The organism is Vicinamibacteria bacterium, from assembly GCA_035620555.1.
Classification (GTDB): domain Bacteria; phylum Acidobacteriota; class Vicinamibacteria; order Marinacidobacterales; family SMYC01; genus DASPGQ01.
Genome location: DASPGQ010000165.1, coordinates 1 through 16,559 on the forward strand (window position 1 = coordinate 1; position 16,559 = coordinate 16,559).

A 16,559-nucleotide genomic window follows, 5' to 3' on the forward strand; every position below is an offset into this window, starting at 1 on the left:
TCTCTACATGCTTGCGTCGGACGTCGTTTTGAATCTTCGCTTCCCCTCGACGGGTGAGCTATCGGGCACGCTCATGCGGACGATGGGCATGGGGAAGCCCGTTCTCGTCTCCAACACCGGACCGTACGCGGAGTTCCCCGAGCATACCGTCGTGCGGATCGACCTCGGCCCACCGGAGGTTTCCCAGATCGCGGCGGTGCTCCGCTGGCTCTACGATAATCCTTCGTTGGCGCGTGCGATGGGCCGATTCGCTCGCGAGCACGTGGAAGCCGGGTACAAGCTTTCCGACGAGGCCGACGCCTACGTCGCCTTTCTGGAGAGAGTGCTGGACGCCAAGAATCGCGGGGAGCTGAAATCTCCCCCGCCCTACGACCAGAGCGACCTCGCCGCCGCGGTCATGACGAGTCTCTCGGATCTGCCGCTCGGAACGACCTTTGGTCTGGAGACGGTCCGAGAGGTCCTCCGCGAGGCGGCGGGTGAGCCATAGCCCGGTGATGAAGAGCTCAGCTCAATCCGTAAAAGGAGGTGCTCACCAGACATATCGGCGGATGCGCGCTCGAGACGTAAGCTCGCCGATCCACTGCTCTACGCGTTCGTTGAACTTACGCTCCGCGAGGATGCGGCGGATGGCCTCGGCATGCTCCTTTGGATCGGGGGGCGCCGCTCCCGATGGGAGATCGGGCAAGAGCTCTTCCTCGAAGAATCGATTCACTTCGTCGACACTCACGTAGGTCAGAGCACGGAATCGTTTCTCGAGATATCGAGTCACGCGGATCTGGAGGCGCAGTTCGGCTTTGATCTCGTCAGTCGACAGGGCGAGCTCCGAGACCGCGCCGTGAAATTCCTCATCGGACGAGAATCGGTCTCGAACCTCGGCGAAGGCCCGATCGACCAGTTCTTCGGGGACGGGCTCGGAGGAGAAGCGCTCCACCTCCCGCCCTATCAGACGCTGCTCGATGAGTCGATCGACGACTTCCGAAAGAGACGTCTGCGGGAGGGCCCTCAGCTCGGCCATCTGCTGCGCCTTCTCGGCTTCCGAGAGCGTGATCACATCCTGGTCGACGATGGCGACGATCCGGTCGACCAGCTCAGCGTGAACCGCTGCGGGAGCCAACAGGCACGAAAGCGTGAGGACGAATCGATCCATTAGAGTGCTCAACGCCGTGGCTCGTTAGAACGCATGGCCCAGGCTGATGTGCCAGGCCCCGAGCGGCTCGAGGCAGGGCGTACGGATATCGGGACACTCGATGGATTGTACGGTTCGCCGATCGAGCTTGAAACCGTAGTCCACCCGGAGCGGACCAAAAGGTGTCTCGTAGCGAAAGCCGAATCCCATGTTGTACCTCCATTGAAGGAGCTCGATGACCTTCAGCCGACGATAGACGTTTCCATTGTCGGAAAAGACCACTCCTCGCAAATTGCCGAAAATCGGAAACCGGAGCTCGAGGTTCAACAGGCTGAGCACATTGCCCCCGATCGGCCTTCCCTCCACGACATCGCCGTTCTCGAGTGTGATCTTCGCCTTGGGGCTCGCCTCGTCGAGTCCGAATCCGCGAAGCGTCGTCGCGCCTCCGGCGAAGAACCGTTCGGCGATGGGGAGCAGCGCGTCCCGATCCTGGCGTAGAGTTTGTCCGACTCCCAGACGAAACCCCAGGGCGGCGACCAGTGTCTTCGGCAGCGCAAAGTAGAAGAATTGCTGCCCCAGTCCCTTGATGTAGGGGGCCTCCGTTCCCAGCTGCTCGGAAGACCATTCGACGTCGAGGATGCGGAACTGACCCGAGCGGGGATTCAACGGATCGTCTCGGCGGTCGAACCATGATGCGAGCGAGATAGAGGAGATACGCACGTTGCGGAACTCGCGAGGTAAATCGATGAGATCGATGTCCTCGAGGTTGAAGACGCGAGTGCGGTCGAAGCGATAACGGAGGAAGTAAGTATGCTCCTCACTAACGCGTTTGGACACCTGGATACCGACCCCGACGCGGTTGTAGTCGAAGCTCTTCCTGTCCTCCTCTTCGGCGAACGCGCTCACGATCAGCGGAACCTCGACGCCGAAGAGGTCCGGTTGGCGGTAGGTCGTGATGAATCGCCCGCCGCGGAAGCTCGCCCGGGTGAACACGCTTACCGTGCGATCGAGCCCGAAGAGGTTCCGCCTGGTCACTTCGATCTCGGCGCGGGCAAGCTGCTGCTCCTCGTAGCCGAATCCATAGGCGAAGCTCGTCCGAGGACCCTCCTCGAGCGTGATCAGGACATCGCTTCGATGCGTCGTCGGATCGTCGGGTAGCACATCGATGCTGACGCTTCGGAAGAGTCCCGAGCCCACGAGCCGCTGCCTGGTTTCCAGCAAGTCCAACGAAGAAAGCGGCGCGCCCGTTTCGATCCGTATCAGCTTTTCGACCGCCGAGTAGCGCGTGACCCGAAGACCGGAGACGATGATGCGATCGACCCGGACCCGATCTCCCTCGGTCACACCGAAGCTCACCGATGCCCGTTCCCCCGCTTCGTCGATCCCGGTTTGCGCGGCGACCTCGACGCGACGGAAGCCCTCGTTGCGGTAGAGACCGACGATCCGCTCGCGAGCTTCGACGATCGCCGTGGCGTCGAAGGGGTCCCCCGGGGTGATTCGAGCTGCCTCGAGAACTCGGGAAGCCTGGATCTCCACCGCCCCCTCTACGTCGACGGATTCGACGACCGCCCGTGGCCCCTCGTCGATGCTGGCGACGAGCACGAGCAGCTCCGGCTCCTCGCCGGGTCGCTCTCGACCTTCGACCCGTGCGCGGTGAAATCCGTGCCGCCTGAGATAGGTACGAACCTCCTTCAGATCATCCTGCCAGGCCTCCTCACGAAACGGTGCCGAGCGAACGAAGCGCCGTGTCCGCGTCAACATGAGGGAACGGACTTCGTCGCGTGGAAGCGAGTGCAGCCCCTCGATCTCGATGCGGGCGACCTCGTAGCGAATGCCGGGCGAGACGAGGAAATCGAGCACTGTGTATCGTCCGTCCGCAAGAGAGCCTCGTTCGACCGTGACCGTGGCATCGCGAAACCCTCTGCCAAAAAGATTGCGCTCGATGTTCCCGCGAGATTCCTCGACGAGGTCCGGGGTTACACGGTTCTCGACCAGTATGGGGACGAGCTCGCGCAGCTCTTTGTCGGAGAAGTCGAATCCCCTTACGTCGATCCGTACCCTCGGTCCCAATTGTGGAAGGAGTACCAAATCGATGCGCGAAGGAGATTCTGTGGTCTCGGTCACGGCGATCGTCGCGCTGTAGTAGCCGAGAGACCTCCAGCGGGCCACGATTCCATCGGCTCGGGTGTCGAGCTCGTTTCGAGAATAGAAGCTCCCTTCGCTCATTCCGATCGTGCGTCGCACGTCAGCCTCGATGTGGCTGGAGACGCCCTCGACCTGCAACGACCCCACCCGGGCTCGGGTACCGGGCGACACATGAAAGACGACGTTCGCCCTCGGCGATTGGAAGGCGGCTTCGGGCTCGACCGACGCCCACAGATAACCCTCCCTCACCAGTGCCGTGCGAATTCTTTCGGCGGCCTCGCCGAGCGCCTCGACCTCGAGCGGATCACCCGCGTGGACTCGGATTACCTCGACCAGCCGGCTTTCGAGATCGGCGACGACCGGGGGAAGCTCGAGCTTTACCGCCTGGATCCTCATCCTCGGGAACAGTCGGAACGTAACGCTCACGCCGCCCGGCACGGTCTCGGCCTCCACCTTGATGTCGCTGAAGACGCCCAGGGCAAACAGCTGTCTGATGGAACGACGCACTTTTTCCGGCTCGTACGAGCCTCCTTCGACGAGCTCGACCAGCTCGCGGCTCGCCTCGGGCAAAGTCTCGCCTTCGTAAATGAAGTGAATGCTCTGGATCGGTTCTCCGCGGTACCGTTCGGTGGCGAATGGTTGGGTGCCGGTACCTCCGAACATCGTGAGGCCCAGCAGGAAGAGCTTCATGAGGGTCTAGAAACTCTTTCGGAACTTGACGTCGATCCCGACGTCACCCTCCTCGTCTCGAGAGAGGATCCAGGACATCGGGCCCTCGGGCGTGTATTCGATGAGGATGATGGCTTCGGTCGTTGCATTCAAGTTGCTGGAATAGTTGATGGAAAGCTGTGGTGTGATCCGTTTTCCCACGCTGACCCGCGCGGTGGGATTCGTGAACTGGCCGACGAGGAATGGATCGATTGAGAAACGATCGAGACCGAACAGCCGCTCGGCACGTCGCCCAACTTCCTGATTGAGACGCTCCGTCAGGAGCGAGGCCACGCCGACTCCCGCTAGGGCCTCCTCCTCGTTTCCCTGAAGGTCGATGTCTCTGTCGCTCGCGCCCGCGAGAAGGCGGAGTATCTCGACCGTCCGCAGTGGCGGATCGGAGCTGAGCTCTGGCTGAAAGCGGTCCGGAGTGCCGGTCAGACGCAGCTCGACCCGGTAACTTCGGACCCGGGTCTCGGCGGTCAGGTCGATGAAGGGCTCGACGGTGTCCGGGTCCACGAAGTCGACCCTTCCCGACGTGATGTCGTAGCGTTGGCCGAGAAAATAGACTTCGCCGCGCGTCGCTTCGGTGCGGCCGAGAAGGACTGGCTCGTGCACGGTTCCCCTCAACGACAGCGCCGCCGAAGCGTCGATGTTGGCGACGGAGTTGCGAAGCTTCAAGCTTTCGTCCGCCTTCACCTCCACATCGAAGCGCAGGTGCTGAAGGAGGTCTTCACCCGCGAGCTCTCCGAAGAGCACGCCGGTGCCGTGGCTTTCCCGGTCGGAGAGAATCCCGGCGACCAGATCGTACTCGCGACTCCACACGGCGTCCCTGAGGGTCAACACCCCGGCGACGATTCGTTCTTCGGAGCTTCCGAGAAGGCGGAGATCGGCATCGGCGGTCGCCACCAGCCCCTCGGGGTATCGAACCCGCACCGCCGTACCCTCCAACCGCAGGTCGAGCGTTCCGATCGATCGTCCCTCGAGAAGCGCGGTGCCGGCGATGACCACGGGGCCCGAGCCGAAGACGCCACGCATCTCGGAAATCCGGACGGTACGGTTGTCGAAGACGAGCCGCCCGCTCAGTCCCCCCAGTGCTTGAGGAAATCCAGTGATGCGCACCGAGGCCCCGTCGAGATCGGCATGGCCGGTGACCGACGGCTGGGTCCAACTGCCTTCCAGGCGGGCCACGAGAGTGACTCGGCCGTTAGCACGCAAGCTCGGATAGAAGCTCTGCAGCACGCCGAGTCCCACCGTACCTTCCGCCTCGAGGCCGACACTCTTGTCCGCGAGGTTGGCGGAGCCGCTCACGGAGACCCGAGCCGTGCCGCGAGTCAAATCCACCCGAGCGATCTCGACCTTCTGGTCTCGCAGGACGACTTCGAACGGCGCGCTCGAAACGAATCGAAAGTCCTCCCCTTCGACCCTCAGCTCGTCGAGCGTGGCATCGAGCTCTGCCGTGGAGAGCGCCTCCGCGAGTGCTCCCATCGCCCGAAAACGCCCTTCTCCCGACGACGTCAGCCGCAGCCCGTTGCCGCCAAACAACCACGGCGCCAGGTCGACCTCCTGCCAGCGGATCGTCCCCGTCGACGTCGGGTCGCCGGCGAGTGCGACCTGCATGTCCAGCGAAAGCTCCGTTGTCGCGCGCTGGGCCGTCAGACGCACAAAGGCGTTGTCATCTCGCAACTCTCCGTTGATGAAAACCTCACCGACGGGCACGGACCGCAGTGTCAGGGAACGTGCGCGGCCAGTGAGCGTGACGACGGGCCTTTCCAGCGTGCCGGTAATCTTCGCCTCGGAGCCGACGTAGCCCTCCACCGGGAGTCCGAAGAGCTCCATGCCCGCGAGAGGAAACCGATCGGTCTCGATTCGGCCGGCAATCGATCGTCGTCGGATGTCGACCTCGACCGCGGCTCGCATCGTGGCGTCGCCTCGGCTCAGGGTGATGGACTCGGCGCTCAGTCGCGTTCCCGAAAAAGAAACGCGTCCCCGGGCACCGTCGAACCCTATCCCCCACACGCGCGGGTGCTCCAGAACCATGGAACCATCCCCCGACAGTCCGGTCGCCGTCCTTTCGATCGAGAGGTCCCCGGTCATCGCGCCGTCGATCTTCGTGGACATCCCGAGTGCGGAGAGAAGCGTCGGAACCGGCCACTCGGTGAGCGAAGCGTCGAAGTCGAAGTCTCGCCCGCCGAGCTCGGCGGGACGAACGAGCGACATCGAAGCATTCCCCTCCGCCGTTCCGCTCCCGCTACGGGCAACGAAGTCACCGAGCGTGAATCGCTCGGCCGATAGCGTGGCTTGCCCGCGAATCGAGTCCAACAGCAAGTCGGACACGTGCAGCTCCTCGGCAACAATCTCTCCCTCGAAGGCCAGGTCGGGGAAACGACCTTGCAGCTTTCCTCTCGCCCGACCGCGCCCGCTTGCACCAACCGGGTTGGCCTCGCTCCCTTCGAGTAGAACGTTTCGGACTTGCCAACCGAGACTCTCGGCCGAGGCGAGATCGAAAAACGATGCGTCCACGAGAAGCTCCGCCGCCCCTTCGCGCGGATACCGTCCAGAAATCGTTGCGTCGAGCGCGCGGGTATCGAGCCGACCTTGCTCGATCTCGACGTCGCCTTCCGTGATCCGCCCCCGGATCGAGAACGAGAGGGACTCTCCGGAACCGCTCGGGGCATCCAGGCCGATGAGCTCGAAGGTGCCACCGAGTCGCTCGGGAGCGCGGCGAGCGAAGACGAGGCTCGCCGTTGCCGAGACCTGCGAATCGACGGGACTGGGTTGACCGCGAAGGCCTTCCAGAAAGCGGGCGAGCGAGCCGCCAGCGAGATCGATGTCGACGGAGGCCTCGTGCGTGGCCACGGGAAGCGGCTGATGCAGCTGAACTCTCGCTCGGCCGCCCGCGAGGGTTCCTTCGGCATAGCTCAGCTGGAGCAACGATCGGTCCCAGAACAGCTCCCCCGTCCAGTCCGAGACCCTTTGCCCGGCGACGGTGCCTCGAGCCAGGGTCACGGTGCCCTGGAGGATCTTGTTCTCGGGCTCGATGGTAAGGCCCCCCCGGAGCTCGAAGTCTCCGCTCGCCAGGGAGGGGCCGCTCCGGACGCCGACGATCGTTTGGATCGCTCGGCCGACGTCTCCCTGGGTCACGATGTCGAAGCGTCCCCGCGGGGCGCCGGCAAAACTAATCTTGCCCGTTAGACGAGCTTCGCCGAATTCCGAACGCACCACCGCTTCGCGCATCAACAGCTCTCGGGCTACGATCTCGAAATCGGCGGATACGGAAGCCGATAGCGGCTCGTGGTCCTTGATGGCGAGCCGGCCATTCTCGTAGACGAGGCTGCCCTCGTAGCGGTCCTGCCCCCTTCGCGCGAGATCGAGATTGACGTTCTCCGCCGTCAGATGCCACGGCACCCTCTCGTTGTCGAGGACGATCGCGGCGTTCGTGACGGAGACGGTCTCGGCCACGAACGAAAGGCTCGGGGAGCCGAGCTCCAAGGGCTCACGTCCCACCGGCAAGGCCAAACCGCCGTCCGTCTCGACCAATCGAAGCGAAAGCTCATCGATGGAGAGCTCATCCCAATGGAGCTCCTGGCTCAGGATCGCGGCGAGACGGAGCCTCCCGCGGACATGACCGACATGAAGCCACGGATTCTCCGCGTCGGGGCCCACGTTCACGTCCCGGATCTCGAAGGCGTAGCCGGTTAGATCTAGGTCGATTGACCCAACTCGGGCATAACCTCCTGATAATCGTCTCAATTCTGACTCCAGACTGGAGCGGAGCATTTCAGGGTAGTCAAAGAGTGCCAAGTAGATGGCGCCGAGGAGCACCACGGCCGCCATCACAGACGCGACCGCGGCAATGATCCAACCGAGGATTCGTACCAGGCGACGCCGACGCTGGATCTTCATAGGCTAATATACCTAACTATTGGGAGGCGGGAGGCCGGTCGAGAACCATCAATTTCTCCCGGGCTTCCACGGTCTGGCCTTCCTCAACCGAGAGATCCACGACGAACCCGTCGTTCGGAGCGCGGATCTCGTTTTGCATCTTCATGGCTTCGAACAGCAATAGTCCCTGACCGGCCCTGACCGAGTCACCCACGGCGACGAAGAGCCGGGCAATCTTGCCTGGCATCGGCGCCTTCAGCTCCGTGCGACCGCCGGACACCCGAGCGGCGTGGCGGTCGGCGTCCACGCCCTCGTTCGGGCCGAAGACGAATCGCTCCTGTCCCACAATAACGTGAATCTCGTCATCGTCGCGCTCCACGGTGGTCTCGAAAGTACCCTCTGCGCTCGTGACCGCAAGCACCTTGGAGCCACTCTCGAGCACGAGAACGTCGAGTACCGGATCGTCACAGGTGACGCGATACCCTCCGTCGGTACGCCGGACGCGAAGCTCATGCGAGGTGTCGAGCGAGAGGCTCCGGATTTTGATGGCCCCGCTCATGGCTCAAAATCTCCCATCGGTCTGCTCTCTCAATCCCACGAGCTTCCAGGCGGAGCGGTCTGATTGGAGGCTACGGGATGGTTGGCTGCGGGCCATGTGGGCGTTCACGGCGGCCGCGGCGAGGGCCGCCGCGACAACCTGTGGCACGGCGACTCGTGCCGAAGCGATCTCCGAGATCCAGTGACGATCGACGAACCCGACGTCCATTTCACCGGCCGCGAATCGTCCATCGTCCAGAATGCGGGCGAAGAACGGCAAGGTCGTACGAACACCGCAAATTCGATACTCATTGATGGCCCGCTTCGCTCTCGCCAGGCACCGGGTGCGGTCCTCGGCCCACACGATCAGCTTGGCAATCAGAGGGTCGTAGTGCGGCGAGACCTTCGCCCCGACGTCCACCCCACTGTCGTGACGAATGCCGGGGCCCTCGGGGGGGCGCAGGAGGTCGATTGTGCCGGCCGAAGGGACGAAGTTCTGGAAAGGATCCTCGGCAGTGATACGAAACTCCATCGCCCAACCTCGCGAAACGACGTCCTCCTGAGTGAATCCGATCGGCTCCCCCGCTGCGAGCCGCATCTGGAGCGCAACGAGATCGATTCCGGTGACGAGCTCAGTGACGGGATGCTCGACCTGGAGTCGGGCGTTCATCTCGAGGAAATAGAAGTTGCGGTGGGCGTCCACTAGAAACTCGACGGTGCCGACGTTGCGGTATCCCGCTCTCCGCGCCAGCGAGACAGCCGCTTTCCCCATCCGATCGCGCAGTTCGGCGTCAAGGAAAGGTGACGGGGACTCTTCGATCAGCTTCTGATGCCGCCTCTGAATCGAGCACTCCCGCTCTCCCAGGTGGACGACATGGCCTTCGGAATCGGCAACGATCTGAAACTCGATGTGCCGGGGCTTGTCGATGTATTTTTCCAGGTAGACGGAGTCATTGCCGAAGCTCGCGAGAGCCTCGGAGCGTGCCTGTTCGAGAGCGGCGGCGAATTGCTGCTCGTCGTCCACCCGTCGCATTCCTTTTCCTCCGCCTCCTCCGGTTGCCTTGACGACGACGGGGAACCCGAGCCCTTTGGCCTCGGCGAGGGCGGTGTCCAAGTCGGAAACCGGTTCCGTGCCGGGCACGATCGGAACTCCTGCGCGCATCGCGGCCGCTCGAGCCTGCGCCTTGTCTCCCATCAGTGACAGTGACGCGGGCGTGGGCCCGATGAAGATGAGTCCGGCCGCCTCGACCGCCCGGGCGAAGTCGGCGTTCTCGGCGAGGAAGCCATAGCCGGGATGGATCGCCCGCGCATGAGTTCGCCTGGCCGCGTCGAGAATCTTATCGATGACGAGATAGCTCTGGGAGGAGGGAGCCGGCCCGATGGGCACGAGCTCGTCCGCGAGTCGAGCGTGGAGGCCGTCGCGGTCGGCCTCCGAGCAAACCGCCACGCTTCTAATCGACAGCTCGCGGCAGGCACGTGCGATGCGCACCGCAATCTCTCCGCGATTGGCGATGAGGACCTTGTCGAACATTCTGTTACCTCCGCGAGCGTCCGGGCGCCGCCGAGCCCGAAGCGAGGCTTTCGACGGCCCTCAGAGGGGGATGTTTCCGTGTTTCTTTGGCGGGTTGCGATCCCGCTTGTTCTCGAGGGACCGAAGACCCGTTGCCAGCTTGCGACGGGTCTTCCGCGGCTCGATCACCTCATCGACGTAGCCACGCTCGGCCGCCACGTAAGGATTGGCAAGCTTTTTCCTGAAACCGGCGACTCTCTCCCCCCGAAGAGCGTCGGCGTCTTTGGCCTGAGCCAGTTCCTTCTTGTAGAGAATGTTGACCGCCGCCTCGGGCCCCATCACCGCGATCTCGGCCGTTGGGTAAGCGAAGTTGAGATCGGTTCGGATGTGCTTGCTCGCCATGACGCAATAGGCTCCGCCGTAAGCCTTTCGGGTGATGACGGTGAGCTTGGGAACAGTGGCTTCGGCAAAGGCGAACAGCAGCTTGGCACCGTGACGTATGATGCCTCCCCACTCCTGGTTCGTTCCCGGCAGAAAACCGGGGACATCTTCGAACGTAACGAGGGGAATCGAGAAAGCGTCACAGAATCGGACGAAGCGCGCGCCCTTCACCGAGGCATCGATGTCGAGGACACCAGCGAGCACGGCGGGCTGGTTCGCGACGATCCCGACGACCCGGCCGTCGACCCGGGCGAAGCCTACGACCAGGTTCTGAGCGAACGAAGCGTGCACTTCCAGAAACTTCCCGTCGTCGACGACCGACTGGATGAGCTCCTTCATGTCGTAGGGACGTTCCGGCTCTTCGGGGACGAGGCGGTCGAGTGCCTCGTCTTCGCGATCCCAGGGGTCCTTCGTTTCCCGACGAGGGGGCTCCTCGAGGTTGTTGCTCGGCAAGTAGGAAAGGAGCTCGCGGATGCGAGCGAGGCAGTGTCGGTCGTCGTCGGCGAGGAAATGAGCGACCCCGGACACCTCGTTGTGGGTGATAGCGCCTCCCAGTTTCTCCATCGTGACTTGCTCGTGGGTCACCGTTTTGATCACGTCGGGACCGGTTACGAACATGAAGCTCGTGTCCCGCACCATGAAAGTGAAGTCGGTGATGGCGGGCGAATAGACGGCGCCCCCGGCACATGGACCCATGATCGCGGAGATCTGGGGGACGACTCCGGAGGCCAGCGTGTTGCGGAGAAAGATGTCGGCATAGCCCGCGAGCGACACGACGCCTTCCTGGATCCGGGCCCCTCCCGAGTCGTTGAGCCCGATGATCGGGGCGCCTTGCCGCATGGCGAGGTCCATGATCTTGCAGACCTTCTCGGCGTAGGCCTCGGAAAGTGATCCCCCGAAGACCGTGAAATCCTGGGCGAACAGGTAGACGAGCCGTCCATCGATGCGGCCGTAGCCGGTCAGCACCCCGTCTCCCGGGATTCTCGTTTCGCCGATCCCGAAGTCGTGCGCACGGTGGGTGACGAAGCGGTCGAGCTCCTCGAAGCTTTCGTCGTCGACGAGCGCCTCTACCCGCTCGCGGGCGGTGAGCTTGCCCGCGCCGTGCTGGCGCTCGATGCGTTCCTTCCCTCCCGCCAGGAGAGCGAGACGGTTTCTCTCCTCGAGCTCCGAAGCGCGGTCGCGAGGGGCCATGCCTCAGACCGCGGGGGCGCCCACGTCCAGGGCCTTCTTCCAGTCATCGAGAAATCGCTCGAGCCCGATGTCGGTCAGCGGATGCTTCAGAAGCGCCTGATAGACCTTCGCCGGCATCGTCGCGATTTCGGCCCCCACTCGCGCGGCTTCGATCACGTGAAGAGGGTTACGGATACTCGCCACCAGGACTTGCGTCTCGTAGCCGTAATTGGCATAGACCTGCTTGACGTCGCGCACGAGCGCCATTCCGTCGATCCCGATATCGTCCAGCCGACCGACGAACGGGCTGACGATATAGGCGCCCGCTTTCGCCGCGAAGATCGCCTGAGGCACCGAGAAACAGAGCGTGACATTCGACCGGATGCCCTCACCCTTGAGCACTCGCACCGCCTTTAGCCCCTCCGCCGTGAGGGGACACTTGACGATGATGTTGGGCGCTATCTTGGAGAGCTCTCGTCCTTCGCGCACCATCCCCTCTTTGTCCTTGGCCACGACCTCGGCCGACACCGGTCCAGAGACGATCTCGCAGATCCGTGCCAGGATGTCCTGGTACGGGTCGCGCTCCTTGGACAGAAGGCTCGGGTTCGTGGTTACGCCATCGACCAGACCGAGCATGGCCGCCTCACGGATCTCATCTACGTTGGCGGTGTCGAGAAAGATCTTCATTTCGTCTCCCTTTGGTATGGCCACCCGGCGCGAACCGAGTCCGACTCGGGTGCTCGCAGGCTCGGGTGCTCGCTCGGGCTAATATAACGCGTTTCACGGCTCTCAGGGACGAGTCACCTCGGCGAGCGGGCTTCGAGGGCTCTCGTTGGCAGCCGGTGCGTCGTCCACCGCGGTGACCGCGTAGTAGAACGTCCCGCCGCGCTCCGCTTCGGTATCGCTGAAGCTGCCCATCACCGCTTCTCCCACGAGCTCGAATGGTCCGTCCGGGGACGAAGCTCGATAGACTTTGTACCCGGCGAGATCCCGTGCGTCCACGATGCGCCAGGTGAGCAAGATGCCTTCGGTTGACACGACGGCAACGACGTCGGCCGGCGCTTCAGGAGCGAAAAGGTCTTCGGGCACAAGACAGCTCTCCGGCGACGGCAGGCTCCAGATCGAGACCGGGTTTCCAAGTGGTGGAACTACGGGCACGACCACGTCGTCGAGCGACGTGGAGGTCGCCGTCTCCGCCTCGGGGACGGCGCTCGGAATCGCCGTCGAGCCCGTTGGCCCCGCCGAATCCACGTTGGCGTTGGGGCTCGAAAGAGCGACCTCGTCATCCGGTACGAGCCCTTCGGTCCCGGCCGTCTCCGCCGGGATCTCCTTGGGTGCCAGAACCGTCCGAACGATGTAGCACCAAGGGGTGCCGAAGAGGGCGCTTTCGTCCAGGAGCTCGGTCTCGCGGAGCGGCGTTGCGTTCAGCGGTCGTTCCGGATAGGTGGCATCTAGCTCGCCGCGCCGGAAGACGGCAAACCCCATGGACTCGTCAATCGAGTCAGCTTTGCTCCACCGGATCTTCACGAAGCCGTCCCCTGAGCTCACGTCGACCGTCGATGGAGGTTCGAGCGGTGACCGGGGTTCGATCTGGGCCACGGCCGAGAAGGGGCTGCGGCGTCCCTTGCGGTTCTCGTAGACCATGGCATATTCGAGCCGCTGGCCGATCCACGCCGGATCGATCTCCTCTTCATAGGTGACGACGCCCCCCGGCTGAGTGGATTCGATGGTTGCGACCTCGGTCGCGCCGGCGGCAAAAGGCGGAATGACCAGCCGCGGCGGCGGGCTGGGACCCGGGGGCGCGGGCGGAACCGCTCCGGGGGGCTCGACCTCTGGAGCTTCCGCCGGTTGTACTTCGACCGGTTCTTGTACCGGGGCCGCGGGAACCGGTTCGGCAGGCGCCGCCTCGGTCGGCTGCGAGGAAGGCCCGAGCTGGGGTTGGTCGGTCGCCTCCCCAGCCGGGTCAACCGTCGGTCGCGCTTGCGGAGGCTCCGCCAGGGTCGTTTGTTCCGCTACCAGAGCCTCGAGGTCGATCTCCCTTCGCAACAGGATCGCCCTCTCGATATCGAACTGCTCGACCGTTCCATCGTCGTTTCTCGTGGGTGCGGTCCACCGAAGCCGAATCCGCGTCCCTTCCTGCGAGACGGAGACCGCCTCGGCGATGCCGGGCACGGGGCGAAGGGGCGGAAGCGGATCCCCCCGTTTTCCGCAGGAGACCAGGAACGCCAAGCTACAGGATGTAGCGAGAAATGTCGTCGTCTTTCGCAATCTCGTCCAACGTCTTCTGGACGTAGTCGGCATCGATCACCCATTTCTTTTGAGTGAGCTCGGGCGCTTCGAACAGCAGGTCGTCGAGCACGCGCTCCATGATCGTATGGAGCCGGCGCGCCCCAATGTTCTCCGTCCTCTCGTTTACCATCATCGAGTAGGAGGCGATCGTCTCGACGGCGTCGTTGGTGAACTCGATCTCGATGCCTTCCGTTGCCAGCAGGGCGCGGTATTGCTTCAAGAGAGCGTTCCGCGGCTCCTTCAGAATGCGCACGAAATCGTGGTGGTCGAGTGAAGAGAGCTCCACACGAATGGGAAACCGCCCCTGGAGCTCGGGAATCAGGTCCGAGGGTTTGGAAACGTGGAAGGCGCCGGCGGCGATGAACAGGATGTGGTCGGTCCGCACCGTACCGTACTTCGTCGTCACCGACGTACCCTCGACGATCGGCAGGAGATCTCTCTGGACTCCCTCCCGGGAGACGTCGGGGCCATGCCCTCCCTCGCGACCGGCCACCTTGTCGAGCTCGTCGACGAAGATGATGCCGGCCTGCTCGGTACGCTCTACCGCGAGGCGGCCGACCTGGTCCATGTCGACGAGCTTTTGCTCCTCTTCCTGAATCAAGTACTCCAACGCCTCGGGGACCTTCATCTCGCGCTTTCTCGTTCGACCACCGAACAGACTGGGCAGCATGTCTTTGAGATTGATGTCCATCTCCTCGATGCCGCTCGACGAGATGACCTCGAACGTGGGAAATCCGCGCTCCCGGACGTCCACCTCGACGGATCGATGATCGAGCTTGCCTTCCCGCAGCTGCGTGCGAAGCTTCTCCCGAGTCGCCTTGAAATCGCCCGGCGGACGACGCGCAGCGGTTTGCTCGACGCCCTCCGGCGGGGGAGGCTCGACGGCGGAGACCGGCGGCAGGAGGAGATCGAGCAGGCGCTCCTCCGCGTTCTCCTCGGCCTTCTCCTGGATTCCGTAGAGTTTCTCCTCGCGAACCATGTCCACCGCGATCTCCACGAGATCACGGATCATCGACTCGACGTCCCGGCCCACGTAGCCCACTTCGGTGAACTTCGAGGCTTCCACCTTCGTGAAGGGAGAGTTCGACAGGCGCGCCAGCCGACGCGCGATCTCGGTCTTTCCCACTCCCGTCGGGCCGATCATGATGATGTTCTTCGGGGCGACCTCATCGGCCAGCTCCGGCGGAAGCTTCAGCCGCCGCATTCGGTTGCGGAGCGCGACGGCAACGGCCCGCTTGGCGTCCTTTTGACCGATGACGTACTTGTCGAGCTCCTTGACGATCTGACGCGGCGTCAGCTGGTCCAGCATCGCTTCGGCGTCCGTCGTTTCGGGAAGATAGAAGACCATGTCTCCCGTCTCAAAGCTCCTCGATCAGGATGCGATCGTTCGTGAAGATACAGATGCCCGCCGCGATTCGCATCGCTTCCCTGGCGATCTCGCCCGCGGAAAGAGAGGTGTTGGCATGGAGCGCGCGCGCCGCGGCCAGCGCATACGGTCCACCCGAGCCAATCGCCAGGATGCCGTCGTCGGGCTCGATCAAATCGCCGTTGCCCGACAGCAACAATACATGCTCGGTATCGGCCACGACCAGGAGCGCATCGAGTCGTCGGAGCACGCGGTCGGTGCGCCAGTCCTTGGCGAGCTCCACCGCGGCCCGCTCCAGGTTGCCCCGAAACTCCTGGAGTTTCGCCTCGAACTTCGCGAACAGAGCCTGCGCGTCCGCCGTGGTCCCGGCGAATCCCGCGATCACCTTCCCTTCGGCCAAGCGTCGGAGCTTGCGGGCGCCTTCTTTCATGATCGTGTCGCCCAGCGTGACCTGCCCGTCGGCGGCCACCGCCGTGCGTCCGTCTCGACGAACCGCGAGCACCGTCGTGCCACGGGTTCGTCCCCGGGAAGGTGCGGGGACCATCGGGGGAGTATACCTTGAGCGACGATACCCCGTGGCATTATCATGCCCCGGCCAGTCCCCTCCGGCTGCCCGGACGAGATCCCTCTGGAGCAAACGTCATCGTGAATCGAACGGACGCGAAGCGCCTCTCCAACCGGAGTCTGCTGCAGAGCCTTCTGGATGCGGGGCCCGACGATCCCCTTTGGCTGGAGTTCGTTTCGCGCTTCCAGCCGAGGTTGCGGCTCGCCATCCTGAGAACGTACCAGATCGAGGCGGCGCGCCATCCCGAGCTCGACACCGGCTCGATCGAAGAGACTGCGGAAGACCTCACCCAGGCGGTATTCGTCAAGCTGCTGGAGTCTCGGCGCCGTGCGCTCTCCCGATTTCGAGGAAAAACCGAGCACTCGATTTACACCTATTTGGCAGCCATTGGTGTGAACCTGGTGCGGGATCACTTCCGCAAGCTGAGGACGCTCAAGACCCCGAAAGCGTCGGTCTCCCTCTCCAATCTGGTCGCGACGGAAGACAAGAGCGAACGGCTCTCCTACACGCAGACGATCGTCTGCGACGCCGAGGGTCCCGAACGTCTGGTCGCCGCGCGGGAGTTTCGACGACGCGTGGAAGCGGCCATCGAAGAGACATCGAGACAATCCCGGACCAGCGCTCGCGATCGGCTCGTGTTCCGCCTCTTCTTTCTCGAGGGGCTGACCATCTCCGAGATCGCGGGCATCCAGGCGGTCCGCCTTTCGGCGAGTGGTGTCGAAAAGTGCGTTCGCCGCATCCGGGAAGTGTTGAAACATCACCTCTCGGAAGGAGGGGAAGCCGGTGGAATTTCGTCTTAATGAAATGAGGGCAAGGA

Annotated in this window: 12 protein-coding genes; 2 read left to right on the plus strand and 10 right to left on the minus strand. The window is 63.5% G+C overall.

Annotated elements, in window-relative coordinates; genetic code table 11:
* The coding region (locus VEK15_06295; protein HXV60286.1) for a hypothetical protein at window positions 1-487 on the plus strand (487 nt) is incomplete at its 5' end.
* A gap of 42 nt (window positions 488-529) precedes the next feature.
* Here VEK15_06295 and VEK15_06300 read toward each other — a convergent pair.
* The 10 genes from VEK15_06300 to hslV all read right to left on the minus strand — a co-directional run bounded on the left by VEK15_06300 (window position 530) and on the right by hslV (window position 15,721).
* Window positions 530-1,147, minus strand: a complete 618-nt coding sequence (locus tag VEK15_06300; GenBank protein HXV60287.1) for a hypothetical protein — start codon at window positions 1,145-1,147, stop codon at window positions 530-532.
* Window positions 1,148-1,171: 24 nt separating this feature from the next.
* Window positions 1,172-3,961 carry a POTRA domain-containing protein gene (locus tag VEK15_06305; protein ID HXV60288.1) on the minus strand — a complete coding sequence of 930 codons (2,790 nt, stop codon included), beginning with the start codon at window positions 3,959-3,961 and terminating at the stop codon, window positions 1,172-1,174.
* Window positions 3,962-3,967: 6 nt separating this feature from the next.
* Window positions 3,968-7,885, minus strand: coding sequence for a translocation/assembly module TamB domain-containing protein (locus tag VEK15_06310; protein ID HXV60289.1), 3,918 nt, complete (start codon window positions 7,883-7,885; stop codon window positions 3,968-3,970).
* Window positions 7,886-7,901: 16 nt separating this feature from the next.
* Window positions 7,902-8,423, minus strand: coding sequence for a biotin/lipoyl-containing protein (locus tag VEK15_06315; GenBank protein ID HXV60290.1), 522 nt, complete (start codon window positions 8,421-8,423; stop codon window positions 7,902-7,904).
* Between the two features lie 3 nt (window positions 8,424-8,426).
* Window positions 8,427-9,932, minus strand: a complete 1,506-nt coding sequence (locus tag VEK15_06320) for an acetyl-CoA carboxylase biotin carboxylase subunit (GenBank protein ID HXV60291.1) — start codon at window positions 9,930-9,932, stop codon at window positions 8,427-8,429.
* Between the two features lie 60 nt (window positions 9,933-9,992).
* A complete protein-coding gene (locus VEK15_06325) occupies window positions 9,993-11,543 on the minus strand; it encodes an acyl-CoA carboxylase subunit beta (protein HXV60292.1) in 1,551 nt (516 codons plus the stop codon).
* A 3-nt stretch (window positions 11,544-11,546) separates the two neighbouring features.
* Window positions 11,547-12,209 (minus strand): fructose-6-phosphate aldolase, encoded by a 663-nt coding sequence (gene fsa / locus VEK15_06330; protein ID HXV60293.1) that lies wholly within the window; start codon window positions 12,207-12,209, stop codon window positions 11,547-11,549.
* Window positions 12,210-12,311: 102 nt separating this feature from the next.
* On the minus strand, window positions 12,312-13,751 hold the full coding sequence (locus VEK15_06335) for a hypothetical protein (protein HXV60294.1): 1,440 nt from the start codon (window positions 13,749-13,751) through the stop codon (window positions 12,312-12,314).
* A 1-nt stretch (window position 13,752) separates the two neighbouring features.
* Window positions 13,753-15,159: an ATP-dependent protease ATPase subunit HslU gene (gene hslU / locus VEK15_06340; protein ID HXV60295.1), complete on the minus strand. Its 1,407-nt coding sequence runs from the start codon at window positions 15,157-15,159 to the stop codon at window positions 13,753-13,755.
* Between the two features lie 10 nt (window positions 15,160-15,169).
* Window positions 15,170-15,721 (minus strand): ATP-dependent protease subunit HslV, encoded by a 552-nt coding sequence (gene hslV, locus VEK15_06345; protein ID HXV60296.1) that lies wholly within the window; start codon window positions 15,719-15,721, stop codon window positions 15,170-15,172.
* Window positions 15,722-15,822: 101 nt separating this feature from the next.
* Between hslV and VEK15_06350 the strand changes: the two genes are divergently transcribed.
* Complete coding sequence (locus VEK15_06350; protein HXV60297.1) at window positions 15,823-16,542, plus strand: sigma-70 family RNA polymerase sigma factor; 720 nt, start codon at window positions 15,823-15,825, stop codon at window positions 16,540-16,542.
* Window positions 16,543-16,559 lie beyond the last annotated feature (17 nt).